This is a genomic window from Pseudomonas antarctica (genome assembly GCF_001647715.1).
Taxonomy (GTDB): domain Bacteria; phylum Pseudomonadota; class Gammaproteobacteria; order Pseudomonadales; family Pseudomonadaceae; genus Aquipseudomonas; species Aquipseudomonas antarctica_A.
The window spans coordinates 1,428,680-1,452,874 of the sequence record NZ_CP015600.1; the positions used below are offsets into that span (position 1 = coordinate 1,428,680).

Below are 24,195 nucleotides of genomic sequence, written 5' to 3' on the forward strand. Positions count from 1 at the left end.
TATCCCGTTGTAGGCAACCGTCGCCCGCATGGAGCGGACCCCGACCTGTATGCGCAAGAGCCCCACGACATCCACCTGAACCGACCTCTGTGTGAGAAAGGGTTGTAGGTCTTTGTTACCGAAGAATTTTTTAAGTGAATGCTCTAAAAAAATCCCACACGTGACGAGATTGTTTCTACGCTTAGGGTAAGTCTGATTTCTGGCCCAGGGAGTCAGCCGGCTTGTCCCCGAAGGTATCGCGCCTCAAGGGAGTTGGGAGATGGGCACCCGAAGTATTTGACTGAAATCAGGAGTAACGGTCCATGACCAAATCCTATGGCGTAGCGAGTGCGGTGGCGTCTTTTCTGAGTCGCCGGATAGCCTTGCGGGGTCGAAGGTTGAGTTCGGATGAAAGGGAGCTGCTGGCGCAATATCGGGCGTTGACCGAAAGCGATCAAATGGCGATGCGGTATTTGATCGGGGCAATGAAGAGCGTGTCGCGGTTCTGAACCGCAGGAGGGAAGCGTTCCCACGCGTGCGTGGGAACGCGTTGTATCAGGTGTACTTGCGCTTGTCTGGCGCAGGCGGGAAGTACTGATACAGCCAGGTTTCACTCAACGTGCGGTCCTGCGTGCGGATAAACAGGCGTAATTCCACTGGCTCCACGCTGTCGCTGGTCGGGTACCAGTCGAACAGAATGCGATAGCCCTTGATGTTGTCGAGCACCAGCACGCTGAAATCTTTCACTTCGCCGTGGGAACAGGTCACCACCGGCTCAATCCCGGTGCCGGCGGGCAGTCGGTCCAGGCCGCCACCTTTGAAGTCCACAGCAAACCGGCGTGCCCATACTTCGGGGTAGTGCTCGCCCGGTGCCCAGCCCTCGGTAAAGCCGCCCATGCCTGAGCGGGTGGCGTCAACTTGCGCCAGCGGGGTGCTTACCGGCGGCAGTGCGCTCCAGTACAGCTTGTAGCCATAGTTGAGCGAGTCGCCGGCGGCCACGGGTTTTTTCGGGGTCCAGAAGGCCACGATGTTATCCAGGGTTTCGCCGGTGGTGGGGATTTCCAGCAGGTCGATCGAGCCTTCGCCCCAGGCGGTGGTCGGTTCTACCCACAGGCTTGGGCGCTTGCTGTACCAATCCACGGTGTCCTGGTAGCTGGCGAACTCATGGTCGGTCTGCACCAGGCCGAAGCCTTTCGGGTCGGTGTCGGCGAACGCGTTGAATTGCAACTTTTCCGGGTTGTTCAACGGGCGGCAGATCCATTCGCCGTTGCCGCGCCACATCGCCAGCCGATCCGAATCGTGGATTTGCGGGTGGAGGGTGTCGCACATACGGCGCTCGTGGGTGCCGCAGCTGAACATGCTGGTCATCGGCGCGATGCCCAACTGTTCAATCGTGGTGCGCGCATTGATATTTGCGTCGATGGCCATCACCACCTGGTTGGCCTGGCAGTCGATGTCGAAGCGGTAGGCGCCGGTGGCGCTCGGCGAGTCGAGCAGGGCGTAGACCACAAAACGCGTGGCGTCCTTGGCCGGGGTTTCGAACCAGAATTGCGTGAAGTCGGGGAATTCTTCGCGTTTTTTCGCGTAGGTATCAATTGCCAGGCCGCGTGCCGAAAGGCCGTACTGGCCGGTGGAATCCACCGCGCGGAAGTAGCTGGCGCCGAGGAAAGACAACACGTCATGGCGATCCAGTTCCGGCGCCTTGAACAGCTTGAAACCGGAGAAACCCAGGTCGCCAGTCAGCTGCTGGGTGTCGACCGTGGTCTTTGCATAGTTGAACAGCGACGGGCGGAAATGCACCTCGCGCGCTTCGCGGGTCTTGGGGTCGACGCTGTGCATGCGCACCGGCGTCTTGAAGCCCATGCCGACGTGGAAGAATTGCACGTCGAGCTGGCCGTTCAGTTCCTTCCACAGCGAGTGGTTGCCGTCATAGCCGATGGCATTGAAATTCTGCGGGGTCATGGTCGCCAGCGTCGGCGGCAGCACCTGTTTGGTGTCTTTATACGCGGTGCCGGCGAGCTGCTTGGCCTGGGCTTTAAGCGTTTCAAAATCAAACGCCACGGCCTTGCCATCGGCGGCACGGTTCCCGGCCCAGGCCTGCGCGGCCAGCAGGCCAGAGGCCGACAAACCGGTATAAGCCGCAATGGCCATGGATGCTTTGAGCAAATTCCTGCGGTGCATAGAGACAACCTGTCGTGAGCAAATCCCGCGCCGTTCCTGGCACGTGCTGGATCAGAAATAACGGTTCGGACATGCCTTCGGCCAAACGCAACGGACTATAAACAGACGCCGGATAGCTTAAGCGGTTCGATGGATAAGGAAAATTGCTTGATGGCGAGGTAATGGCGTTGCGTGTGAAACAAGTTGTTTCTACGTGTGCGTGCGGAGTTGAGGGTCTGGCAGCCAGGCTGGCGGCGTTACATCTGGAAGCACTCTAGATCGCGGCTTTTTGGCACTTAGTTTTACGCTGGGGGCCTATTGGTCCTACGAACCCAAGTGTCTGGAGGCTGCGAATGAATACCCGTGGATTGCTCGACCAACTGCTCAAATCGGGCCAGGACATGTTGCAAAACAAGGCTGGCGGCCAGCGTAAATCGGACGACAAAGGTGCACTCGGCGGGCTGCTCGGCAGTGGCGGGCTGGGCAGTTTGCTCGGCGGTGCGGGTGGCGGGGCCCTGGCGGCCGGTGCCATGGGTTTGCTGCTGGGTAATAAGAAGGCCCGTAAATTTGGCGGCAAGGCCCTCACCTACGGTGGCCTGGCGGCATTGGGCGTGATTGCCTATAAGGCTTACGGCAATTGGCAGGCGCAGCAGGCCGGCGCGCCTCAAGGCGAACCGCAAACCATCGACCGCCTGCCACCGGCCCAGGTCGAGCAACACAGCCAGGGCATTCTTAAAGCCTTGGTCGCGGCGGCCAAGGCTGACGGGCATGTGGACGAGCGTGAACGCGCGTTGATCGAGGGCGAATTCACCAAGCTGGATAACGACCGCGAGCTGCAAACCTGGCTGCATGCCGAGCTGAATAAACCCCTCGACCCCGCCGACGTGGCCCGCGCAGCCGGCACCCCGGAAATGGCCGCCGAGATGTACGTTGCCAGCGTGATGCTGGTTGACGAAGAAAACTTCATGGAAAAGGCCTATCTGGATGAGTTGGCGCGCCAGTTGAAACTCGAGCCCGGTCTAAAGGCCGAGCTGGAAAAACAGGTGCGCCAAGCCACCCTTTGACGCTCATCCAGCGTTATCAAACACCCCGGCCGAAGCAGCGGTTAGGGGTGTTTTTGCGTTCTGTGTGCGGTGCATCAAAACCCATTGATTAATGAGGGCTTGCGCTCAGCTATACTCCCCGCATTTGAATGGCCCTTCGAGGAATTACTGTGAAGAACTGGACCTTGCGCCAACGGATCTTGGCTAGCTTTGCGGTCATTATCGCCATCATGTTGTTAATGGTTGTGGTCTCTTATTCACGGTTGTTGAAGATTGAGGCTGGCGAGACTGCGGTCCGTGATGACGCAGTGCCGGGGGTTTATCTCAGTTCGATGATCCGCAGCGCGTGGGTCGACAGTTACCTGCAAACCTTGGCGTTGCTTGGTCTGCGTGACGACAAGGGCCTGACCGACGCCGACAAGGCTGACTTCAAAGCCTTCGAAGGGCGCATCCAGACACAGATGGCCAACTACCAGCAAACCATCAACGGTCGCGATGACCAGGCCGAGTTCAATAAATTCGAATCCCTGCACCAGGCCTACAACAAGAGCCTGGCCACGGTGCTCGAGAGCCTGGCGCGCAATGATCTGGTCGCCGCGCGCAAAGAGTTCAATACCAACCTGACGCCTGCATGGACAGCAGGGCGATTGAAACTCAACGACATCATCACCGAAAACAAAGATGTCGCCGACCGTGCGACCACTGCCATTGATGACGCGGTAGCAGCCGCCAAGGTCAGCATGCTCGTGTCGTTGCTCTTGGCCATCCTCGCCGCCGGCCTGTGTGGCCTGCTGTTGATGCGCGCGATCATGGCGCCGATGCAACGCATCGTGGCGATCCTGGGCACCATGCGCGACGGCGACCTGAGCAAACGCCTGAACCTGGATCGCAAGGACGAATTCGGCGCCGTGGAAACCGGCTTCAACGACATGATGACCGAGCTGACGGCCCTGGTGTCCCAGGCGCAGCGTTCGTCGGTACAGGTGACCACCTCGGTCACCGAGATCGCCGCGACCTCCAAGCAGCAACAGGCCACCGCCACCGAAACAGCGGCAACTACCACCGAGATCGGCGCGACTTCACGCGAGATCGCCGCCACGTCCAAGGACCTGGTCCGCACCATGACCGAAGTTTCGACAGCCGCCGACCAGGCATCGGTCGCCGCCGGTTCCGGCCAGCAAGGCCTGGCGCGCATGGAAGAAACCATGCATTCGGTGATGGGCGCCGCCGACCTGGTCAACGCCAAGCTGGCGATCCTCAATGAGAAGGCCGGCAACATCAACCAGGTGGTGGTGACCATCGTCAAGGTGGCCGACCAGACCAACCTGCTGTCGCTCAATGCCGCCATCGAGGCCGAGAAGGCCGGTGAATACGGTCGCGGTTTTGCCGTGGTGGCCACTGAAGTGCGGCGCCTGGCCGACCAGACCGCCGTGGCTACTTATGACATCGAGCAGATGGTGCGCGAGATCCAGTCGGCAGTGTCGGCGGGCGTGATGGGCATGGACAAGTTCTCCGAAGAAGTCCGGCGCGGGATGTTCGAAGTGCAGCAAGTGGGCGAGCAACTGTCGCAGATCATCCATCAGGTGCAGGCCCTGGCGCCGCGGGTGTTGATGGTCAACGAAGGCATGCAGGCCCAGGCCACCGGTGCCGAGCAAATTAATCACGCGCTGGTGCAATTGGGCGATGCCAGCAGCCAGACCGTGGAGTCCCTGCGCCAGGCCAGCTTTGCCATTGATGAACTGAGCCAGGTTGCGGTCGGTCTGCGCAGCGGCGTCTCGCGTTTCAAAGTCTGATGAGCGACCTCGCGGCTAAACGCGGTGCCGTCCCGGCAGCGAAAAAAGCGTTGTTCCTGGTGTTCCACATCGGCGGTGAACGCTACGCGCTGAGGGCCACGGAAGTGGCCGAGGTGCTGCCACGCCTGCCGCTCAAACCGATTGCCCACGCGCCGCTGTGGGTGGCGGGGATCTTTGCTCATCGTGGGGCGTTGGTGCCTGTCATCGATCTGTGTGCCTTGACCTTCGGTACGCCGGCAAAGGCCCGCACCAGCACGCGCCTGGTGCTGGTCAATTACCAGCCGCAGCCGTGGGTCCAGGCGCGCTGGCTGGGGCTGATCCTCGAACAAGCCACCGACACCCTGCGTTGCGGGCTTGAGGAGTTCCAGCCTTATGGGCTGGACAACCGCGAGGCGCCTTATCTGGGGCTGGTGCGTGAAGATGCCTTGGGCTTGATGCAGTGGATTGGCGTCAACGAACTGCTCACCGAGCCTGTGCGCACCTTGCTGTTTTCCGCCGAGCTGAGCCTATGAGCAACGACCCGCGGTTCTTTGCCTTCTTGAAGGAGCGCATTGGCCTGGATGTCGCCTCGGTGGGTGAGGCGATTATCGAGCGCGCGGTGCGTCAACGTAGCCAGGCCGTGCAGGCGCAGACCGCCGAGGCTTACTGGCAGCACCTGCAAAGCTCCCATGATGAGCAGCAGGCGCTGATCGAAGCGGTGATCGTCCCCGAGACCTGGTTTTTCCGTTACCCCGAATCCTTTGCCACCCTGGCCCGCTTGGCCAAGGCACGCCTGGCCGAGATCAAGCACATGCGTGCCCTGCGCATTCTCAGCTTGCCGTGTTCCACCGGCGAAGAGCCGTATTCGATTGCCATGGCGTTACTGGATGCCGGGCTTGCGCCGCACCAATTCAAGGTGCAGGGCATGGATGTCAGCCCGCTGTCGGTGGAGCGCGCCAAACGTGGGGTGTATGGCAAGAATTCTTTTCGCGGCAGCGATATCGAGTTTCGTGAGCGCCATTTCACGGAAGAGGTCGACGGTTATCGCATCGCCGACCGGGTGCGTGAACAAGTCCGCCTGCAAGTCGGCAACCTGCTCGACCCTGCGCTGCTGGCCAATGAGCCGAGCTACGATTTTGTGTTCTGTCGCAACCTGCTGATCTACTTTGACCAGCCGACCCAGAAGCAAGTGTTCGACGTGCTCAAGGCCCTGACCCACGTGGACGGCGTGCTGTTTATCGGCCCGGCCGAAGGCAGCCTGCTGGGGCGCCATGGCATGCGCTCGATAGGCGTACCGCAATCCTTTGCGTTCAGCCGGCATGTCGAGCCGGTCAAGCCTGAGCCGGTCTTCGTACCGATGCCTGCGCCGGTGCCACAGCGCAGCGCAGCGCCGATTCCACCCAAGCCGCGACCGTTCAGCACGGTGAGTGCTCAGGTGGTGCCGATCAAGGCGCCACACACTGATACCGGCGACTTGCTCAGCCGGATCGCTACCCTGGCCAACGAAGGTAAAAGCGTTGAAGCGCGCGCCGCCTGTGAACAGTATTTGAGTAACCATCCGCCGGCCGCCCAAGTGTTTTACTGGCTGGGGCTGCTCAGCGATGTGGCCGGCAGCGCCCTGGAAGCCCAGGGGTATTATCGAAAAGCCTTGTACCTGGAACCGCAGCACCCGCAGGCCCTGATGCACCTGGCCGCGTTGCTCGAGTCCCAGGGCGACAGCGCGGGGGCGCGCCGGTTGCAGGCGCGTGCCGCCCGTAGCGAGCGAGCTGACAGTGAGTCCAAACGATGAGTAGCCCTGACGCACTCAATACCGCAGGCCTGGACCTGACCCTGGCCGACACCCAGGCCATCGACGACTGCTGGAACCGTATCGGCATCCATGGCGACAAGTCCTGCCCGTTGCTGGCCGAGCATATCCACTGCCGCAACTGCTCGGTGTACTCCGCCGCCGCCACGCGTTTGCTCGACCGTTACGCCTTGCAGCAGGAGGACCAACGCCCGCAGGCGGTCGTTGAAGTCGCGAGTGATGTCGTCACTCGATCCCTGTTGATGTTCCGCCTCGGCGAAGAATGGCTGGGTATTGCAACCCGTTGCCTGGTGGAGGTGGCGCCGCTGCAAGCGATACATTCGCTGCCACATCAGCGTTCCCGCGCATTGCTCGGTGTGGCCAATGTACGCGGCGCGCTGGTGGCGTGTTTATCGCTGGTGGAGTTGCTGGGGCTGGACCCCACCAGCCATGGTGCAACCGGCGGGCGTATCATGCCGCGCATGTTGATTATTGCCGCACAGGACGGCCCGGTGGTGGTGCCGGTGGATGAAGTCGACGGCATTCATGCCATCGACGAACGTACCTTGAAGGCGGCGTCGGCCTCCGGCACCCAGGCCAGTGCGCGTTTCACCCAGGGTGTGCTGCAGTGGAAAGGCCGCAGCCTGCGGTGGCTGGATGAGGCGCAATTGCTGTCCGCCGTGACCCGGAGCCTCACATGACCCCCGACCAGATGCGCGATGCCTCGCTGCTGGAACTGTTCAGCCTGGAAGCCGATGCGCAGACCCAGGTATTGAACGCCGGTTTGCTGGCCCTGGAGCGCAACCCGACCCAGGCCGATCAGCTGGAAGCCTGCATGCGCGCCGCGCATTCGCTCAAGGGCGCCGCGCGGATTGTCGGCGTGGACGCCGGGGTCAGCGTGGCTCACGTCATGGAGGATTGCCTGGTCAGCGCCCAGGAAAACCGCCTGTACCTGCAACCCGAACATATCGATGCGTTACTGCAAGGTACCGATCTGCTGATGCGTATCGCCACGCCCGGCAACGACGTGGGCCCCGCAGATATCGAGGCCTATGTGGCCCTGATGGAGCGCCTGCTCGATCCGTCGCAGCCGATTGCCAGGGTTGAACCTGCGCCAACGCCCAAGCCGGCACCCGCGCCTATCCTCGAAGAGCTGCCACCGGAGCTCGAGCCTGCGGCGTCGGCCACGCCTTCTGCGCCGCGCCAGAACAAACCCATGACCGAAGGCGGCGAGCGCGTGCTGCGGGTGACCGCCGAGCGCTTGAACAGCCTGTTGGACCTGTCCAGCAAATCGCTGGTGGAAACCCAACGACTCAAGCCTTACCTGGCCAGCATGCAGCGCCTCAAACGCATTCAAAGCAACAGTGTGCGTGCGTTGGACACGCTGGATGGCCAACTCAAGGCTCTGGATTTAAGCCTTGAAGCTCAGGAGGCCCTGGCCGACACCCGCCGTCTTTTAAGCGAAGCCCAGGCCCTGCTGGCGGAAAAAACTGCCGAGCTGGATGAGTTCGGCTGGCAGGCCGGGCAGCGCGCCCAGGTGCTTTACGACACGGCGTTGGCCTGCCGCATGCGGCCGTTTGCCGATGTACTCGCCGGGCAGGTGCGCATGGTCCGCGACCTTGGCCGCAGCCTGGGCAAGCAGGTGCGCCTGGAGATCGAGGGCGAAAAGACCCAGGTCGACCGCGACGTGCTGGAAAAGCTCGAAGCGCCGCTCACCCACTTGCTGCGCAATGCTGTCGACCACGGTATCGAAATGCCCGAGCAGCGCATGCTCGCCGGTAAACCTGCTGAAGGCTTGATTCGCCTGCGAGCCTCCCACCAGGCGGGCCTGCTGGTGCTGGAGCTGAGTGACGACGGCAATGGCGTCGACCTTGAGCGCCTGCGCGGCACCATCGTCGACCGGCACCTGTCACCTTTGGAAACTGCCCTGCGCTTGAGCGAAGAGGAACTGCTGACGTTCCTGTTCCTGCCAGGGTTCAGCCTGCGCGACAAGGTCACCGAAGTATCCGGGCGTGGCGTCGGCCTGGACGCGGTGCAGCATATGGTTCGCCAACTGCGCGGCGCGGTGGTGCTGGAGCAGACGGCGGGGCAGGGCAGTCGCTTCCATCTGGAGGTGCCGTTGACTCTGTCGGTGGTGCGCAGCCTGGTGGTGGAGGTCGGTGAAGAAGCCTACGCATTCCCACTGGCCCACATCGAACGCATGTGCGACCTGGCGCCCGATGACATCGTGCAACTGGAAGGCCGTCAGCATTTCTGGCACGAAGGCCGGCATGTCGGCCTGGTTGCCGCCAGCCAGTTGTTGCAGCGCCCGCCGGGGCAGAGTAATGAAGAAACCTTGAAGGTAGTGGTGATCCGCGAGCGCGATGCGGTGTATGGCATTGCGGTGGAACGCTTTATCGGCGAGCGCACCCTGGTGGTGTTGCCGCTGGATGATCGCCTGGGCAAAGTCCAGGACATCTCCGCCGGGGCCTTGCTGGATGACGGCTCGGTGGTGTTGATCGTCGACGTCGAAGACATGCTGCGTTCGGTGGATAAATTGCTCAACACCGGCCGCCTGGAACGTATCGCCCGGCGCAGCCAACAGGCTGCCGAAGCACCGCGTAAACGGGTGCTGGTGGTGGACGACTCGCTCACTGTGCGAGAGCTGCAACGCAAATTATTACTTAATCGTGGTTATGAAGTGGCCGTAGCGGTCGATGGCATGGACGGCTGGAACGCGCTGCGTTCCGAAGACTTCGACTTGCTGATCACTGACATTGATATGCCTCGTATGGACGGGATCGAATTGGTCACACTCTTGCGCCGTGATAGTCGCCTGCAATCGTTGCCGGTGATGGTGGTCTCGTACAAGGATCGCGAAGAAGACCGGCGTCGTGGACTGGACGCCGGCGCCGACTATTATCTAGCTAAAGCCAGTTTCCATGACGACGCCTTGCTGGACGCCGTGATGGAACTGATTGGAGGCGCCCGGGCATGAGGATCGCGATCGTCAATGACATGCCCCTGGCGTTGGAAGCCTTGCGGCGCGCCTTGAGTCTTGAACCCGCGCACCAAGTGGTGTGGGTGGCCAACAATGGCCTTGAAGCCGTACAGCGTTGCGCCGAACTGACGCCGGACCTGATCCTGATGGACTTGATCATGCCGGTGATGGACGGCGTAGAAGCCACGCGGCAGATCATGGCCGAAACCCCGTGCCCGATCTTGATCGTCACCGTGGACCGTCAGGCCAATGTCAGCCGAGTGTTTGAAGCCATGGGCCATGGCGCGCTGGACGTGGTGGATACACCGGCGCTGGGCGTGGGCAATCCCAAGGATGCGGCGGCGCCTTTGCTGCGCAAGATCCTCAACATTGGCTGGCTGGTCGGCCAGAGTGGCAGCCGCGTACGCGCCGAAACCGCGCCCCAGCGCTCCACCGGCAAACGCCGCAGCCTGGTGGCGATCGGGTCGTCGGCAGGCGGGCCGGCTGCCCTGGAAATCCTGCTCAAGGGTTTGCCCCGAGACTTTCCGGCGGCCATCGTGCTGGTGCAGCATGTGGACCAGGTGTTTGCCGCCGGCATGGCGGAGTGGCTGAGCAGCGCCTCCGGGCTGCCGGTGCGCCTGGCCCGTGAAGGCGAGCCGCCACAAGCTGGAACGGTGTTGCTGGCCGGCACCAATCACCACATTCGCCTGTTGAAAAATGGCACGTTAGCCTATACCGCAGAGCCGGTGAACGAGATCTACCGGCCGTCCATCGACGTGTTTTTCGAGAGCGTCGCCAGCCACTGGAACGGCGATGCCGTCGGCGTATTACTCACCGGCATGGGCCGCGACGGCGCCCAGGGGCTCAAGTTGTTGCGTGAACAAGGATATTTGACCATCGCCCAGGATCAACAAAGCTCGGCGGTGTATGGCATGCCCAAAGCGGCGGCGGCGATTGATGCTGCTGTTGAAATTCGCCCACTGGATAGAATTGCACCCCGATTGCTGGAGGTATTTGCAAAATGATCAGTATCTCCCGCTGCTGGCTTGCAGGTAGTAATTCAGGTGACTGCACATGAGTGATTTACAGATCGACGACATCAAGACCGACGAAAATGCTGCCATGGTGTTGCTGGTCGACGACCAGGCCATGATCGGCGAAGCGGTGCGGCGTGGGCTCGCCCATGAAGAAAACATCGATTTCCACTTTTGCGCCGATCCGCATCAGGCGATTGCCCAGGCCATCCGCATTAAGCCAACCGTCATTCTGCAAGACCTGGTCATGCCGGGCCTCGACGGCCTGACGCTGGTGCGCGAATACCGCAACCACCCGGCCACGGCGAACATTCCGATCATCGTGCTCTCGACCAAGGAAGAGCCGTTGATCAAAAGCGCGGCGTTCTCGGCCGGGGCCAATGATTACCTGGTCAAGCTGCCGGACAATATCGAGCTGGTGGCGCGCATTCGCTATCACTCGCGCTCCTACATGACGTTGTTGCAGCGGGATGCGGCCTACCGTGCGCTGCGGGTCAGCCAGCAGCAGTTGCTGGACACCAATCTGGTGCTGCAACGGTTGATGAACTCCGACGGTCTGACCGGGCTGTCCAACCGCCGCCACTTTGACGAATACCTGGAATTGGAATGGCGCCGCGCCATGCGTGACCAGACTCAGCTGTCACTGCTGATGATCGACGTCGACTTCTTCAAGACCTTCAACGACAGCTTTGGCCATGTTGAAGGTGACGAAGCCCTGCGCAAAGTCGCCGCCGCCATCCGTGAAGCCAGTAGCCGTCCTTCGGACCTGCCGGCGCGTTACGGGGGTGAAGAGTTCGCCCTGGTGTTGCCGAACACCTCGCCGGGTGGTGCGCGCCTGGTGGCGGAAAAGCTGCGCATGGCAGTAGCCGCGCTGAAAATCCCGCATATTGCACCAGCTGAAGGCTCGAGCCTGACCATCAGCATCGGCCTGTCGACCATGACCCCGCAGCAGAGCAGCGATTGCCGGCTGCTGATCATGGCAGCGGACAAGGGTTTGTATACGGCCAAGCATAATGGGCGTAACCAGGTGGGTATCGAATAATTCGGTACAACGCTAATCCCTTGTGGGAGCGGGCTTGCTCGCGAATGCGGTATGTCAGGTAATGAATCAGTGACTGACCCACCGCATTCGCGAGCAAGCCCGCTCCCACATTTGGATCTTCATTGTTCTTGAGATCGGATGCAGACCCGCCTTTTCGCCAAGCGGGCTGCCGTTCGCGTCTCTTTGTCGTTATACTCGTCGGCTTTCAAAAGTTCGCCAACGAGTGCTGCCCGCCATGGAAATCAACCCGATCCTTAACACCATCAAGGACCTGTCCGAGCGCTCCGAAACTATTCGGGGGTATCTTTGACTACGATCAAAAGCATGAGCGTCTGACCGAAGTCAATCGCGAGCTTGAAGATCCGGCTGTCTGGAACAAACCTGAATACGCCCAGGAACTGGGCCGCGAGCGCGCTGCGCTGGCGCAGATCGTCGACACCCTCGACGAATTGAACACCGGTCTGGGCGATTGCCGTGACCTGCTGGACATGGCCGTCGAAGAAAACGACGAAGGCGCAGTGGGCGATGTCGTCGCCGAGCTGGCCCGTCTCGAGGAAAACCTCGCCAAGCTTGAATTCCGCCGCATGTTCAGCCACGAAATGGACCCGAACAACGCCTACCTGGATATCCAGGCCGGTTCCGGCGGCACCGAGGCCCAGGACTGGGCCAACATCCTGCTGCGCATGTACCTGCGCTGGGCTGACAAGCGCGGTTTCGACGCAACCATCATGGAGCTGTCAGCCGGTGAAGTCGCCGGTATCAAAGGCGCGACCGTGCACATCAAGGGTGAATACGCCTTTGGCTGGCTGCGTACCGAGATTGGCGTGCATCGCCTGGTGCGCAAGAGCCCGTTCGACTCCGGCAACCGTCGCCACACTTCGTTCTCCGCGGTGTTCGTCTCCCCAGAGATCGACGACAAAGTGGAAATCGAGATCAACCCGGCCGACCTGCGAATCGACACCTACCGCTCCTCCGGCGCCGGTGGTCAGCACGTAAACACCACCGACTCGGCCGTACGTATTACCCACGTACCGACCAACACCGTGGTCAGCTGCCAGAACGAACGTTCCCAGCACGCGAACAAGGACACCGCCATGAAAATGCTGCGGGCCAAGTTGTACGAGCAGGAAATGCAGAAGCGCAACGCGGCTTCGCAGGCGCTGGAAGACACCAAGTCGGATATCGGCTGGGGTCACCAGATCCGTTCTTATGTGCTCGATGCGTCGCGGATCAAGGATCTGCGCACTAACATCGAACGCAGCGACTGCGACAAGGTGCTCGACGGCGATATCGACGAATACCTGGAAGCCAGCCTGAAATCAGGCCTGTAAAAAGACTGTAGGAGCCGGGGGGACACTTAGTCCTTGCCCGGCGATCCCCTGCCGAAGGCTGGGGAAAACGTACCTGTGATGGAATTTCAAAAGACATGAGCGACCAACAACTCGACCCGCAAGCCCTGCAACAGGAAGAAAACTCCCTGATCGCCCTGCGCAAGGAAAAGCTTGCTGCCGAGCGCGCCAAGGGTAACGCCTTCCCCAACGACTTCCGCCGCGACAACTACTGCGATGCCTTGCAGAAGCAATACGCGGACAAGACCAAGGAAGAGCTGGCGGAAGCGGCGATCCCGGTCAAGGTGGCAGGTCGCATCATGCTCAACCGTGGCTCGTTCATGGTGATCCAGGACATGACCGGGCGTATTCAGGTCTACGTCAACCGCAAGACCCTTTCGGAAGAAACCCTGGCCTCGGTGAAAACCTGGGACATGGGCGACATCATCGCGGCCGAAGGCACCCTGGCCCGTTCCGGCAAGGGCGACCTGTACGTTGAGATGACCAGTGTGCGCCTGTTGACCAAGTCGCTGCGCCCTCTGCCGGACAAGCACCACGGCCTGACCGATACCGAGCAGCGCTATCGCCAGCGCTACGTTGACCTGATCGTCAACGAAGACGTGCGCCAGACCTTCCGCGTGCGTTCGCAGGTCATCGCCCACATCCGCAGCTTCCTGATGCAACGTGACTTCCTGGAAGTGGAAACCCCGATGCTGCAAACCATCCCGGGTGGTGCCGCAGCCAAACCGTTCGAAACCCACCACAACGCGCTGGACCTGGAAATGTTCCTGCGTATCGCGCCTGAGCTTTACCTCAAGCGCCTTGTTGTCGGCGGCTTCGAAAAAGTCTTCGAGATCAACCGCAACTTCCGTAACGAAGGCGTTTCGACGCGTCACAACCCTGAATTCACCATGTTGGAGTTCTACCAGGCGTACGCCGACTACGAAGACAACATGGACCTGACCGAAGAACTGTTCCGCGAACTGGCACAGCTGGTGCTGGGCAGCACCGACGTGCCTTACGGCGACAAGGTGTTCCACTTCGGCGAGCCGTTTGTACGCCTCTCGGTGTTCGACTCGATCCTCAAGTACAACCCAGAGTTGACCGCTGACGACCTGACCGACATCGACAAGGCCCGCGCCATCGCCAAGAAAGCCGGCGCCAAGGTGCTGGGCTTTGAAGGCCTGGGCAAACTGCAGGTGATGATTTTCGAAGAACTGGTGGAGCACAAGCTGGAGCAGCCGCACTTTATTACCCAGTACCCGTTCGAAGTGTCGCCGCTGGCCCGTCGCAACGACGACAACCCGAACGTTACCGACCGTTTCGAGCTGTTCATCGGCGGCCGCGAAATCGCCAACGCCTACTCCGAGCTTAACGACGCGGAAGACCAGGCCGAGCGCTTCATGGCGCAGGTGGCCGACAAGGACGCCGGCGACGACGAAGCCATGCACTACGACGCCGACTTCGTCCGCGCGCTGGAGTACGGCATGCCACCGACTGCCGGTGAAGGTATCGGTATCGACCGGTTGGTGATGTTGTTGACCAACTCGCCGTCGATCCGCGACGTGATCTTGTTCCCGCACATGCGGCCACAAGCGTAACCCTAGCGAAATCCGAAGCCGCCTTTTATAAGGCGGCTTTTTTATGGGGTGTATTTAGCCGTCAATAGAACGGCGCCAGGTGTTCGTTCCCACGACGACCCGTCTGCTTGGGAATGCTGCCCGTGACGCTCCGCGTCACCTTTTAAAGGAAGATCTGCCGTGAACCGCGTAATGGCTCAAGAAGGTGCCGCCGGCATTGCTGCTGCCGTGGCTGAAAGCGTCCAGTACCAAGGCCGCAAGGCCAGTCGCCGGGGCAGCGAGCAACGCAGGCAAGACATTCTCGATGCGGCCATGCGCATCGTCGTGCGTGACGGCGTGCGGGCCGTGCGCCATCGCGCGGTGGCGTCGGAAGCCGGCGTGCCATTGTCGGCCACCACCTACTACTTCAAGGACATCGATGACTTGCTCACCGATACCTTCGCCCAGTACGTCGAGCGCAGCGCGGCCTTCATGGGCAAACTGTGGGTGCGCAACGAAGGCCTGCTGCGCGAGATGGTCGCCTATGGCGATGGCAGCCAGGCGTCACGCTCGCAACTGGCCGATGACATTGCAAAGCTGACCGCTGATTACGTCATGCGCCAACTGAACAACCGCCGTGAACACCTGATGGCCGAACAGGCCTTTCGCCAGGAAGCCTTGCTTAACCCGCGTCTGGCGGAACTGGTGCGTTCTCATCAGCAGATTCTGTTGCAGGGCACCGGGCAGTTTTTCCAGGTATTGGGTTCCCGTGAGCCGCAACAGGATGCCAAAGTGTTGACGGCGATAATCGGTCGGATGGAATATCAGGGCCTGCTTGGCGGCCCAGAGCCTCTGACCGGTGAAGAGATGCTTGAGATTCTCAAGCGTTACATGCATTTGGTGTTGGCCTCGGTCTAGCTAAATGTGGGATCTGCTTTATGTGGGAGCTGGCTTGCCTGCGATAGCATCACCGCGGTGTGTGCTTGAATGACCGTGTTGCCTGTATCGCAGGCAAGCCAACTCCCACATCGGTAGGTGCCATGCAAACCATTCAGTGGGGTATTTGATGAAAGCCTGGCGTGTCGCACTAATCGCCTTGTCGTTCCTGTTGCTCAGCGGTTGCCTGGTGACGTTCAAGGACCCGCTGCCAGCCAAAGAAGCAGCACCGGATGCCTTGCTCGGCCACTGGTCGAGCAAAAATGCCTGGGGCGAGCCGCTCAACCTGAAGATTACCCGCGTCGGTAAGCATCGTTACAAAGCGGTGAGCTACCCTAAAGCCAAGCCGGGCCAGCGCGATGAGTATCTGTTTACGGTTTCGCGCCATGGCAACCGTTGGTATTTGTCGGCGCCGTTGCCGGACAAACTCGGCGGGCACTTCATTTTGGCTGGCTTCGATTTTGAAGGCGAAAGCGACGAAAAGCCTGAATTGGTGGTCTACAACCTCGACCTCGAGCAAATCCATCAAGCCATAGGCCAGCAGGCTTTACACGGCAGCACTGTGGACACCGTCGAAGGCGCCGGCGTGTTGGTGGACAGCCCGCTGGACCAGGTGTTTGCCTACCTGGATAACCCGGCCAATGCCGATGTGTTCGTTGAAGCCGTGCGCTACCAGCGTGCGGGCAAATAACGTTTAAAGAGGAAGCACCGGGTGGACGATTACCAGCAGACGATACGCACCTTGTCCGATCGCATAGTGCTGGCGCAAACACCGATTCGCGTGCTCGACGCCGTGAAGTGGGACGAGAACATTCGCCAGGGATTCCTCAAGGCCAAGGGCAAGGCTTTGCCCGCCGTGGACCGCGATTATTACCTGAACCGGCCGCTGTCGTTCGACTCCAGCGCGGTCAAGCTTGAGTTCCAGAACATCGAGCGCGACATCACCCGCCAGCTTGGCCAATTCAACCCGGTCGGGCAGATCATGCGGCGGATGTGCAAGGAGTACCGCATGGTGGTGCGCATGCTCGAAGCGCGCGGCACCGAGGACTTCGGCCTGATCTCCCAGGAACTCTACGGCGCCGCCTCCGATGCCTTCCACGCCGGCGACCCGACCCTGGCTGACCTCGGCCTGATGCTCTCCGACTACCTCAATAACATCGACGGCCGTGGCGACCTCAAGGACGAGGCCAAGACCCTCACCGCCAAAGATGCCGTGGCGATGTTGCAAACCCGCCTGAACAAGGTATTTGGCGAGGCGGAAGAAACCATTCGCGTGTTCGAGTCCGACGGGATCGTCGCCGACGCGGCGGCCGGCGCCGACTACATCAAGATCCGCGCCGACGCGATGTTCAACGAACGTGATGTGCGCGCGCTGGAAGTGCATGAAGGCCTGGTGCACGTCGGCACCACGCTCAATGGCCAAAATCAGCCGATCTGCACGTTCCTGTCCAAGGGGCCGCCGTCTTCCACCGTAACCCAGGAAGGCCTGGCGATTCTGATGGAAATCATCACCTTCGCGTCCTACCCCAGCCGCCTGCGCAAACTGACCAACCGCACCCGCGCCATCCATATGGTGGAGGAGGGCGCTGACTTCCTGCAGGTGTTCGAATTCTTCCGCGAGCAAGGTTTTGAAATGGCCGAAAGCTACGGCAACGCCAGCCGGGTGTTCCGTGGCTCGACGCCGACCGGCCTGCCGTTTACCAAGGATTTGTCCTATCTCAAGGGCTTTATCATGGTCTATAACTACATTCAGCTGGCCGTGCGCAAAGGCAAGCTGGAACAAGTGCCGCTGTTGTTCTGCGGCAAGACCACGCTGGAAGACATGCGTACCTTGCGCCAACTGGTCGATGAAGGCCTGGTGGTGCCGCCCAAGTACCTGCCCGAGCAGTTTCGCGACATGAACGCACTGGCGGCGTGGATGTGTTTCTCCAACTTCCTCAACCACTTGAGCCTGGATCGGATCGAAGCGGATTACTCGAATATCCTTTAGGCAATTTAACTGACGAAACCGATTAAAAAATTTGGATCTCCACAAGGCTGCAGATCGCGGCCAAATCGCGAGGCTTCAACGGATGAGAATCCTCGGCATTCTTTGCCTGCTATTCACATTGAACGGCTGCAGCTCGCTGCTGTTCTACCCTGAGCCCGGGCTGCCGTTCACGCCGGAAAAAGCCCACCTGCAATACCGCGATGTCACCCTGACCACCGCCGATGGCGTGAAGCTTCATGCCTGGTGGCTGCCGGCCAAACCCGGGGTGCCCGTCAAAGGCACGGTGCTGCACTTGCACGGCAACGGCGGCAACCTCGCCTGGCACCTGGGCGGCAGTTGGTGGTTGCCGGAGCAGGGCTATCAAGTGCTGCTGCTGGACTATCGCGGTTATGGGCTGTCGCAAGGCAAGCCGTCGTTGCCGGCGATCTATCAAGACATCGATGCAGCGTTTAAGTGGCTCGACAAGGCCCCCGAAACCCAGGGCCAACCGCTGATTGTGTTAGGCCAAAGCCTGGGAGGCGCGCTGGCGGTGCATTACCTGGCGGCGCACCCGGAGCGTCAGCCCAAACTCAAGGCGCTGGTGCTGGACGGCGTGCCTGCCAGTTATCGTGACGTAGGACAATTCGCCCTCAGCACGTCCTGGTTAACATGGCCGTTTCAGGTGCCTCTGTCCTGGCTGGTGCCGGACGCCGACAGTGCGATCAACACCATGCCCCAACTGACCGGCGTACCGAAACTGCTGTTCCATAGCCTGGATGATCCGATTGTGCCGGTGGCCAACGGCATTCGCCTGTATCAGGCCGCGCCGCCGCCCAGGGTGTTGCAGTTGACCCGCGGTGGCCATGTGCAGACCTTTGCCGACAAGACCTGGCAAACCGTGATGCTGCGTTATCTGGACGACCCGCAGCACTTCAACGGCCTGCGCCGCCTGGGTGAAATTCCGAATTATCCTGTTCCTAAAGTTGACTCATCAGAGAGCCCGCAATGAGCGAAGAACGCAATATGATCCCGCTGATCCTCACCGGTATCGGCACCATCATCGGTACCGTCGGTTGCCTGTGGTTCTACGGCTACCTGCACTTCGCCAAGCCGGAAGATGCATTGCTGCTCAGCGACTTCACCCTGCTCAAGACCGTACCGGGCGAGGACTATAAAATTTCCCTGACCCCGGCCGCACAAGTGGCGCAATGCGTTGATGGCGTGCTGGTGATGTTCGATACCGAGCAGAAAGGCTTGAGTGGCGTGCTGGTCAACAACAAGAAACAAGCGGTGCGTTGCATGGGGCAGGAAACTCCGCAACTGCAGGAATAGCCCCATCACGGAAATATCTGGAACCGTCTTGCGTCACACGCCACAGAAGGCGATGTAACTTACGCAAACGGGGCGGGCAAGGTGGTCATAAATATTGGTGCAATACGCAACATGCTGGACATGGCCCGTGGGCATGAGTCGCTGACGCGGCAAGATGCACAGGCCCATACGCTCAGGCAACTGATGGAGCGGCTGTCGGAGAACACCTATGACGCAAAAAAGGTAACGCATGCGGACGATTCGGAGGGCCCCATCACCTTCGGATAGTCCAAAAAAAACCCACCGTAAGGTGGGTTTTTTTATCCAGCTTCAATCAATCAGTTCGCCATCGACGAACGTGGCTTCACTGGCTGGTTGTCGTTGGAGATGGTCACTTCAACGCGGCGGTTCATGGCACGGCCCGAGACGCTGCCGTTGTCGGCAACCGGGTATTCCTTGCCGTAACCCTGGGTCACGATGCGCGAGATATCCACGCCCTGTTGAGCCAGTGCACGCTGTACAGAGGCCGCACGACGCTCGGACAGGCTCTGGTTGTACGAGTCGGAGCCGGTGCTGTCGGTGTAGCCTTCGACGATCACTTTACGGTCCGGGTTATCACGCAGGAACTGCGCCAGCTTGGTGATGTTCACCAGGCCGCTGGATTTCAGGTCGGACTTGTTGGTGGCGAACAGCACGTCACCGAACGTCACCAGGGTGCCGCGATCAGTCTGCTTGGCGTTCAAGCTGTCTTGCAGTTGCTTGATCTGCGCGTCACGGGCTTGCAGCAGGGCGCGGGCACGTTCGTCACCGGCGTTTTTCAGCTGGGCTTCGGACTGGCGCAGTGCGATGGTGTCTTTCGCCACTTCAACGCGCTGGTTGGTCAGGTAGGCCAGTTGGTCGACTTTCTTCTGGTCTTCCTTGTCACGGTAGGCCTTGTCAGCCTTGTCCAGCCAATCCTGAGCGTCCTTGGTTTCCAGCGCCGCTACCTTGGTGGCATTCGGGTTGGCTTGCAGGGCCGAGAAGTTGGTCCGTGCGTTTTCCAGGTTCGCGTTTGGCGGGGTGGAGCAGGCCGCCAGAGCAACGCTCATCGCCAGCAGGGCAGGGATCATCAGTTGTTTACGCATAGTCGTGTCGTCCTTTCAATTCGATATCGGGTGCAATGCAATCAGTGGCGGCGGCTTATTGCTGTTTGATAACAGCCGGGCGCATGCCTTCCTGACGCAGCTCCTGAACAGCCTTCTGGGAGTCCTTCACAGCCTGGTCTGCCTTGGCAGCCTGGGCTTTACGCTCAGCGACGCGGGCGTCCCACTCGGCTTGTTCGGCCAGTTGACGGGCCTTGTCGTAGTTTTTGTCGTGCATGGCGATTTCAGCTTCTTTGAGCTTGTCCTGAGCCGACTTCATTTCTACGGCGGCGTACTCGGTGCCACCGGCGCTGACGGCGCTGTTCACCGCAGATTGGGTCACGGCGTATTGCTCGGTCGGTGGGTTACCGGCGCAGCCCGCCAGTACGAAGCTGGTGCCGATTGCCAGCGCGGCCAATTTAAGCCCGCGCAGGTGGTTAAACGAGGATTTGGCAGTGCTGGTCTTCATCGTCTTCAACTCCATTGGATAACTCCTCAAAAACATCAAAATCCACTTCGTTGGTCAGCGGTCGAGGCCCCGGCGGTAAAGCTCGTAGTGCCTTTTCAAACGGCCGTTCCAAGTGATGGCTTACTGGCTGTGACCTGATGCTTTTTTCAAAAGTTCAGAGAAGATGGCGATTTGCCTAAAAAAATATCTGACTGTTTGGTCAGCGTTTAAAAGTTTGAACTTTTGCTGCGCGCGAAGGTACGCCGAGCCTCTGTGAGGCCCGGAATACCTGGGGTTGGATGGGTTTAACGGATGTTTATCAGTGCTTCTGTTCGTCCGCGCCGGCTGATAAATCATGCAGATAGCGCCGCGACAGCGTGAGAAAGCGTGGAGTAGGGCCGACGTCTTCGTACAGCGGGTCCCCCTCTTCATCGGTGGCGACCACGTGCTGGCCCTTGATGTAGGGAAAGCTGGCTTCCAGCTCTTCAAGGGCGGCGCCGATCAGCTCACCGAGCAGTTCTTCGGGGTGGCGCTTGGGGTACATCTCGGCAATGGCGGCCAGCCGGGCGGCGGACTCCATGTCCAGATGGATCGCGTACTCGGTTTTGGTCAGGCGACCCTTGGCGGTCTCTTCCCAATGCTGGGCCAGTTCTCGAATTTTCATGGCAACCTCAATAAGCCCGCGATGGCAGGCGGTGATGAGTGTCCAGCCGCCTGCGTGGATAAACGCGACGACTCACTGTTGAGACTAGCTGTAACCGGCAAGGTTTAAAGTGTCTTGTCAGAAACCGATGCGAGCGGCACTCTGGAAGGCCTGCGCGTCCCGGATTTCTGGCTGGAGATTGGCTGATGAGTGATATCGATGCACGCTTGCGTGAGGATGTTCACCTGCTGGGTGAACTGTTGGGCAACACCATTCGAGAGCAATACGGCGATGATTTCCTCGACAAGATCGAGCAGATCCGTAAAGGCGCCAAGGCCGACCGCCGTGGCAGCGTATCCGAGCAAACCGCCGGCGAGGAACTCAGCGCCAGCTTGAACCAACTGCAGGAAAGCGAACTGTTGCCCGTGGCGCGAGCCTTTAACCAGTTCCTCAACCTGGCCAACATCGCCGAGCAGTACCAGTTGATCCACCGGCGCGATGAGTCGCAACCGGCACCGTTCGAGTCCCGTGTATTGCCGGAGCTGCTGGCCCGCCTGCAAAGCGAAGGTCACAGCAACGAATCCCTGGCCCGCCAGTTGGCGCGGTTGGAGATTGAATTGGTCCTCACCGCCCACCCGACTGAAGTGGCGCGCCGCACCCTGATCCAGAAATACGATGCGATCGCCGCGCAACTGGCGCTGCAGGATCACCGCGATCTCACCACGGCCGAGCGCGAGCAGATCCGCGAACGGTTGCAGCGGTTGATCGCCGAAGCCTGGCACACCGAAGAAATCCGCCGCGTGCGGCCCACCCCGGTGGATGAAGCCAAGTGGGGCTTTGCGGTGATTGAGCATTCGTTGTGGCAGGCCATCCCGAATTATTTGCGCAAGGCTGACCACGCCTTGCACGCGGCCACCGGCCTGCACTTGCCACTGGAGGCCGCGCCGATTCGGTTTGCCTCGTGGATGGGCGGGGACCGTGATGGCAACCCGAATGTCACCGCGCCGGTCACCCGCGAAGTGCTGTTGCTGGCGCGCTGGATGGCGGCGGATTTGTATTTGCGTGATATCGATCACCTGGCGTCCGAGCTGTCGATGCAACAGGCCAGCCCGGCGTTGCAAGCCAAGGTCGGCGATAGCGTCGAGCCGTATCGCGCCTTGCTCAAGCAATTGCGTGAACGTCTGCGTGCCACGCGGCAATGGGCGCACACCGCATTGACCGCCAACACCCCGGCACCCGCCGAGGTACTGCAGAACAACCGCGACCTGCTCGACCCGCTGGAGCTGTGCTACCAGTCGCTTCACGAGTGCGGCATGGGTGTAATCGCTGATGGCCCGCTGCTCGATTGCCTGCGCCGCGCCGTGACCTTCGGCTTGTTCCTGGTGCGGCTGGATGTGCGCCAGGATTCCAGTCGCCACTCGGCGGCGATGACCGAAATCACCGATTACCTGGGCCTCGGTCGCTATGAAGACTGGGATGAAGAGGCGCGTATCAGCTTCCTGACCAAGGAGCTGAGCAATCGTCGACCGCTGCTGCCGGGCTATTTCAAACCGTCGGCGGACACCGCCGAAGTGTTGAATACCTGCAAGGAAATCGCCGCCGCACCGGCCGCGTCTCTCGGCTCGTATGTGATCTCGATGGCGGGCGCCGCCTCGGACGTGCTGGCGGTGCAACTGCTGCTTAAAGAGTCGGGCGTACAACGACCGATGCGCGTGGTCCCGCTGTTCGAAACCCTGGCCGACCTGGATAACGCCGGGCCGGTGATGGAGTGTCTGCTGCAATTGCCGGGCTATCGCGCGCGCTTGCATGGGCCGCAGGAAGTGATGATCGGCTACTCGGACTCAGCCAAGGACGCCGGCACCACGGCTGCCGCCTGGGCGCAGTACCGGGCGCAGGAACGTTTGGTGGATATCTGCCGTGAGCAGCAGGTGGAATTACTGTTGTTCCACGGTCGTGGCGGCACTGTTGGCCGGGGTGGTGGGCCAGCTCACGCGGCGATCCTGTCGCAACCGCCGGGCTCGGTAGCGGGGCGTTTTCGCACCACCGAACAAGGCGAAATGATCCGCTTCAAGTTCGGCCTGCCGGACATCGCCGAGCAGAACCTCAATCTGTACCTGGCCGCGGTGCTGGAAGCCACGCTGTTGCCACCGCCGCCGCCCGAGCCGGCCTGGCGCCATTTGATGGACGAATTGGCGGCAGACGGTGTCAGCGCTTACCGCGCCGTCGTGCGCGAAAATCCCCAGTTCGTCGAGTACTTCCGCCAGTCCACGCCGGAGCAGGAGTTGGGCCGTTTGCCGTTGGGCAGTCGCCCGGCCAAGCGGCGTGCGGGCGGTATCGAAAGCCTGCGGGCGATTCCGTGGATTTTCGGTTGGACCCAAACCCGCCTGATGCTACCCGCCTGGCTTGGCTGGGAAGCTGCATTAAGCAAGGCGCTGGAGCGCGGCGAGGGCGAGTTGCTGGGGCAGATGCGCGAGCAATGGCCGTTCTTTCGCACCCGCATCGATATGCTGGAAATGGTGCTGGCCAAGGCCGATGCCGACATAGCGCGTTTATATGACGAGCGTCTGGTGCAGCCTGACCTTCTGCCATTGGGTGCGCACTTACGCGACCTATTGTCGCAGGCGTGCAGTGTGGTCCTTGGCCTGACTGGCCAGTCGCAACTGCTGGCCCACAGTCCGGACACCCTGGAGTTTATCCGTTTGCGTAACACCTACCTCGACCCGCTGCACCTGTTGCAGGCCGAGTTGCTGGCGCGCTCGCGTCAGCAGGAGGCGGCGCAGGATAGCCCTCTGGAACAGGCGCTGCTGGTGTCCGTGGCGGGTATTGCCGCCGGATTGCGCAACACCGGTTAAGGTTTCTTGCGTGTTCTCAACGACTTGCGGATAAACAATGACGGCCGCCCTGAAAGGGGCGGTTGGCGTTTATGGGGCAGGGTTGCACTCAGGCACACCTTGGCTATGACGCATGCGCTGCGCGGGTTACTCCGACTTTCGGCGGCTTGTATGGATAGGGCCCGCTGTGTATCTTGATCAGCCTTTGGGGTTTTGATCGGCTTGGGCCGATATTTCCACGAGCCACATTTTTACGAGATTGGCCCCACGCGGC

The 24,195-nt window shown here is 60.6% G+C and carries 21 protein-coding genes; 17 read left to right on the plus strand and 4 right to left on the minus strand.

Annotated elements, in window-relative coordinates:
* Positions 1–302: 302 nt before the first annotated feature.
* Complete coding sequence (locus A7J50_RS06335; protein WP_064451023.1) at positions 303–488, plus strand: hypothetical protein; 186 nt, start codon at positions 303–305, stop codon at positions 486–488.
* A gap of 46 nt (positions 489–534) precedes the next feature.
* Here the strand turns inward: A7J50_RS06335 and A7J50_RS06340 are convergent, their stop codons facing one another.
* Positions 535–2,160 carry a glucan biosynthesis protein D gene (locus A7J50_RS06340; protein WP_064451024.1) on the minus strand — a complete coding sequence of 542 codons (1,626 nt, stop codon included), beginning with the start codon at positions 2,158–2,160 and terminating at the stop codon, positions 535–537.
* Positions 2,161–2,492: 332 nt separating this feature from the next.
* Here A7J50_RS06340 and A7J50_RS06345 point away from each other — a divergent pair, with 332 nt between their 5' ends.
* The 15 genes from A7J50_RS06345 (at position 2,493) to A7J50_RS06420 (ending at position 18,899) form a co-directional block, all read left to right on the plus strand.
* The gene (locus A7J50_RS06345; RefSeq protein WP_064451025.1) at positions 2,493–3,203 is read left to right on the plus strand and encodes a tellurite resistance TerB family protein; all 711 of its coding nucleotides are present in this window, start codon (positions 2,493–2,495) and stop codon (positions 3,201–3,203) included.
* Positions 3,204–3,352: 149 nt separating this feature from the next.
* Entirely contained in the window at positions 3,353–4,975 is a 1,623-nt protein-coding gene (locus A7J50_RS06350) for a methyl-accepting chemotaxis protein (protein ID WP_064451026.1), read from the plus strand.
* Complete coding sequence (locus tag A7J50_RS06355; RefSeq protein WP_064451027.1) at positions 4,975–5,487, plus strand: chemotaxis protein CheW; 513 nt, start codon at positions 4,975–4,977, stop codon at positions 5,485–5,487. The genes A7J50_RS06350 and A7J50_RS06355 overlap by 1 nt, the downstream gene beginning before the upstream one ends.
* Positions 5,484–6,743, plus strand: coding sequence for a CheR family methyltransferase (locus A7J50_RS06360; protein ID WP_064451028.1), 1,260 nt, complete (start codon positions 5,484–5,486; stop codon positions 6,741–6,743). The genes A7J50_RS06355 and A7J50_RS06360 overlap by 4 nt, the downstream gene beginning before the upstream one ends.
* On the plus strand, positions 6,740–7,441 hold the full coding sequence (locus tag A7J50_RS06365; protein WP_064451029.1) for a chemotaxis protein CheW: 702 nt from the start codon (positions 6,740–6,742) through the stop codon (positions 7,439–7,441). The genes A7J50_RS06360 and A7J50_RS06365 overlap by 4 nt, the downstream gene beginning before the upstream one ends.
* On the plus strand, positions 7,438–9,717 hold the full coding sequence (locus A7J50_RS06370; protein ID WP_064451030.1) for a hybrid sensor histidine kinase/response regulator: 2,280 nt from the start codon (positions 7,438–7,440) through the stop codon (positions 9,715–9,717). Before A7J50_RS06365 ends, A7J50_RS06370 begins: the two co-directional genes overlap by 4 nt.
* A complete protein-coding gene (locus tag A7J50_RS06375; RefSeq protein WP_064451031.1) occupies positions 9,714–10,724 on the plus strand; it encodes a chemotaxis response regulator protein-glutamate methylesterase in 1,011 nt (336 codons plus the stop codon). Before A7J50_RS06370 ends, A7J50_RS06375 begins: the two co-directional genes overlap by 4 nt.
* Before the next feature lie 49 nt (positions 10,725–10,773).
* Entirely contained in the window at positions 10,774–11,775 is a 1,002-nt protein-coding gene (locus A7J50_RS06380) for a diguanylate cyclase (RefSeq protein WP_064451032.1), read from the plus strand.
* Between the two features lie 235 nt (positions 11,776–12,010).
* A protein-coding gene (prfB, locus tag A7J50_RS06390) for a peptide chain release factor 2 (protein ID WP_096236834.1) occupies positions 12,011–13,106 on the plus strand; the annotation gives its coding sequence in 2 pieces (ribosomal slippage) (positions 12,011–12,082 and positions 12,084–13,106; 1,095 coding nt in all).
* A gap of 95 nt (positions 13,107–13,201) precedes the next feature.
* Positions 13,202–14,704 (plus strand): lysine--tRNA ligase, encoded by a 1,503-nt coding sequence (gene lysS / locus A7J50_RS06395; protein WP_064451033.1) that lies wholly within the window; start codon positions 13,202–13,204, stop codon positions 14,702–14,704.
* Between the two features lie 159 nt (positions 14,705–14,863).
* On the plus strand, positions 14,864–15,580 hold the full coding sequence (locus A7J50_RS06400) for a TetR/AcrR family transcriptional regulator (RefSeq protein ID WP_064451034.1): 717 nt from the start codon (positions 14,864–14,866) through the stop codon (positions 15,578–15,580).
* A 148-nt stretch (positions 15,581–15,728) separates the two neighbouring features.
* A complete protein-coding gene (locus tag A7J50_RS06405) occupies positions 15,729–16,289 on the plus strand; it encodes a hypothetical protein (protein ID WP_064451035.1) in 561 nt (186 codons plus the stop codon).
* 21 nt (positions 16,290–16,310) lie between these two features.
* On the plus strand, positions 16,311–17,588 hold the full coding sequence (locus A7J50_RS06410; protein ID WP_064451036.1) for a flavohemoglobin expression-modulating QEGLA motif protein: 1,278 nt from the start codon (positions 16,311–16,313) through the stop codon (positions 17,586–17,588).
* Between the two features lie 82 nt (positions 17,589–17,670).
* The gene (locus tag A7J50_RS06415; RefSeq protein ID WP_064451037.1) at positions 17,671–18,576 is read left to right on the plus strand and encodes an alpha/beta hydrolase; all 906 of its coding nucleotides are present in this window, start codon (positions 17,671–17,673) and stop codon (positions 18,574–18,576) included.
* Positions 18,573–18,899, plus strand: coding sequence for a hypothetical protein (locus tag A7J50_RS06420; protein WP_064451038.1), 327 nt, complete (start codon positions 18,573–18,575; stop codon positions 18,897–18,899). Before A7J50_RS06415 ends, A7J50_RS06420 begins: the two co-directional genes overlap by 4 nt.
* A gap of 317 nt (positions 18,900–19,216) precedes the next feature.
* Here A7J50_RS06420 and A7J50_RS06425 read toward each other — a convergent pair whose 3' ends face one another.
* The 3 genes from A7J50_RS06425 to A7J50_RS06435 form a co-directional block, all read right to left on the minus strand.
* Positions 19,217–20,002: an OmpA family protein gene (locus tag A7J50_RS06425; RefSeq protein WP_053254704.1), complete on the minus strand. Its 786-nt coding sequence runs from the start codon at positions 20,000–20,002 to the stop codon at positions 19,217–19,219.
* Between the two features lie 55 nt (positions 20,003–20,057).
* Positions 20,058–20,483: a DUF4398 domain-containing protein gene (locus tag A7J50_RS06430; RefSeq protein ID WP_064451039.1), complete on the minus strand. Its 426-nt coding sequence runs from the start codon at positions 20,481–20,483 to the stop codon at positions 20,058–20,060.
* A 283-nt stretch (positions 20,484–20,766) separates the two neighbouring features.
* Entirely contained in the window at positions 20,767–21,111 is a 345-nt protein-coding gene (locus A7J50_RS06435) for a hypothetical protein (protein WP_064451040.1), read from the minus strand.
* 185 nt (positions 21,112–21,296) lie between these two features.
* Between A7J50_RS06435 and ppc the strand changes: the two genes are divergently transcribed.
* Positions 21,297–23,942, plus strand: coding sequence for a phosphoenolpyruvate carboxylase (ppc, locus tag A7J50_RS06440; protein WP_064451041.1), 2,646 nt, complete (start codon positions 21,297–21,299; stop codon positions 23,940–23,942).
* Positions 23,943–24,195: the final 253 nt, after the last annotated feature.

What these genes read in the sequence shown, in the direction of transcription:
- A7J50_RS06380 (WP_064451032.1), top strand. Translation starts at nt 10,774, where the DNA reads ATGAGTGATTTACAGATCGACGACATCAAGACCGACGAAAATGCTGCC.
- A7J50_RS06340 (WP_064451024.1), bottom strand. Translation starts at nt 2,160, where the DNA reads ATGCACCGCAGGAATTTGCTCAAAGCATCCATGGCCATTGCGGCTTAT.
- A7J50_RS06420 (WP_064451038.1), top strand. Translation starts at nt 18,573, where the DNA reads ATGAGCGAAGAACGCAATATGATCCCGCTGATCCTCACCGGTATCGGC.
- A7J50_RS06360 (WP_064451028.1), top strand. Translation starts at nt 5,484, where the DNA reads ATGAGCAACGACCCGCGGTTCTTTGCCTTCTTGAAGGAGCGCATTGGC.
- ppc (WP_064451041.1), top strand. Translation starts at nt 21,297, where the DNA reads ATGAGTGATATCGATGCACGCTTGCGTGAGGATGTTCACCTGCTGGGT.
- A7J50_RS06405 (WP_064451035.1), top strand. Translation starts at nt 15,729, where the DNA reads ATGAAAGCCTGGCGTGTCGCACTAATCGCCTTGTCGTTCCTGTTGCTC.
- A7J50_RS06435 (WP_064451040.1), bottom strand. Translation starts at nt 21,111, where the DNA reads ATGAAAATTCGAGAACTGGCCCAGCATTGGGAAGAGACCGCCAAGGGT.
- A7J50_RS06365 (WP_064451029.1), top strand. Translation starts at nt 6,740, where the DNA reads ATGAGTAGCCCTGACGCACTCAATACCGCAGGCCTGGACCTGACCCTG.
- A7J50_RS06415 (WP_064451037.1), top strand. Translation starts at nt 17,671, where the DNA reads ATGAGAATCCTCGGCATTCTTTGCCTGCTATTCACATTGAACGGCTGC.
- A7J50_RS06355 (WP_064451027.1), top strand. Translation starts at nt 4,975, where the DNA reads ATGAGCGACCTCGCGGCTAAACGCGGTGCCGTCCCGGCAGCGAAAAAA.
- A7J50_RS06430 (WP_064451039.1), bottom strand. Translation starts at nt 20,483, where the DNA reads ATGGAGTTGAAGACGATGAAGACCAGCACTGCCAAATCCTCGTTTAAC.
- A7J50_RS06370 (WP_064451030.1), top strand. Translation starts at nt 7,438, where the DNA reads ATGACCCCCGACCAGATGCGCGATGCCTCGCTGCTGGAACTGTTCAGC.
- A7J50_RS06375 (WP_064451031.1), top strand. Translation starts at nt 9,714, where the DNA reads ATGAGGATCGCGATCGTCAATGACATGCCCCTGGCGTTGGAAGCCTTG.
- A7J50_RS06425 (WP_053254704.1), bottom strand. Translation starts at nt 20,002, where the DNA reads ATGCGTAAACAACTGATGATCCCTGCCCTGCTGGCGATGAGCGTTGCT.
- lysS (WP_064451033.1), top strand. Translation starts at nt 13,202, where the DNA reads ATGAGCGACCAACAACTCGACCCGCAAGCCCTGCAACAGGAAGAAAAC.
- A7J50_RS06345 (WP_064451025.1), top strand. Translation starts at nt 2,493, where the DNA reads ATGAATACCCGTGGATTGCTCGACCAACTGCTCAAATCGGGCCAGGAC.
- A7J50_RS06335 (WP_064451023.1), top strand. Translation starts at nt 303, where the DNA reads ATGACCAAATCCTATGGCGTAGCGAGTGCGGTGGCGTCTTTTCTGAGT.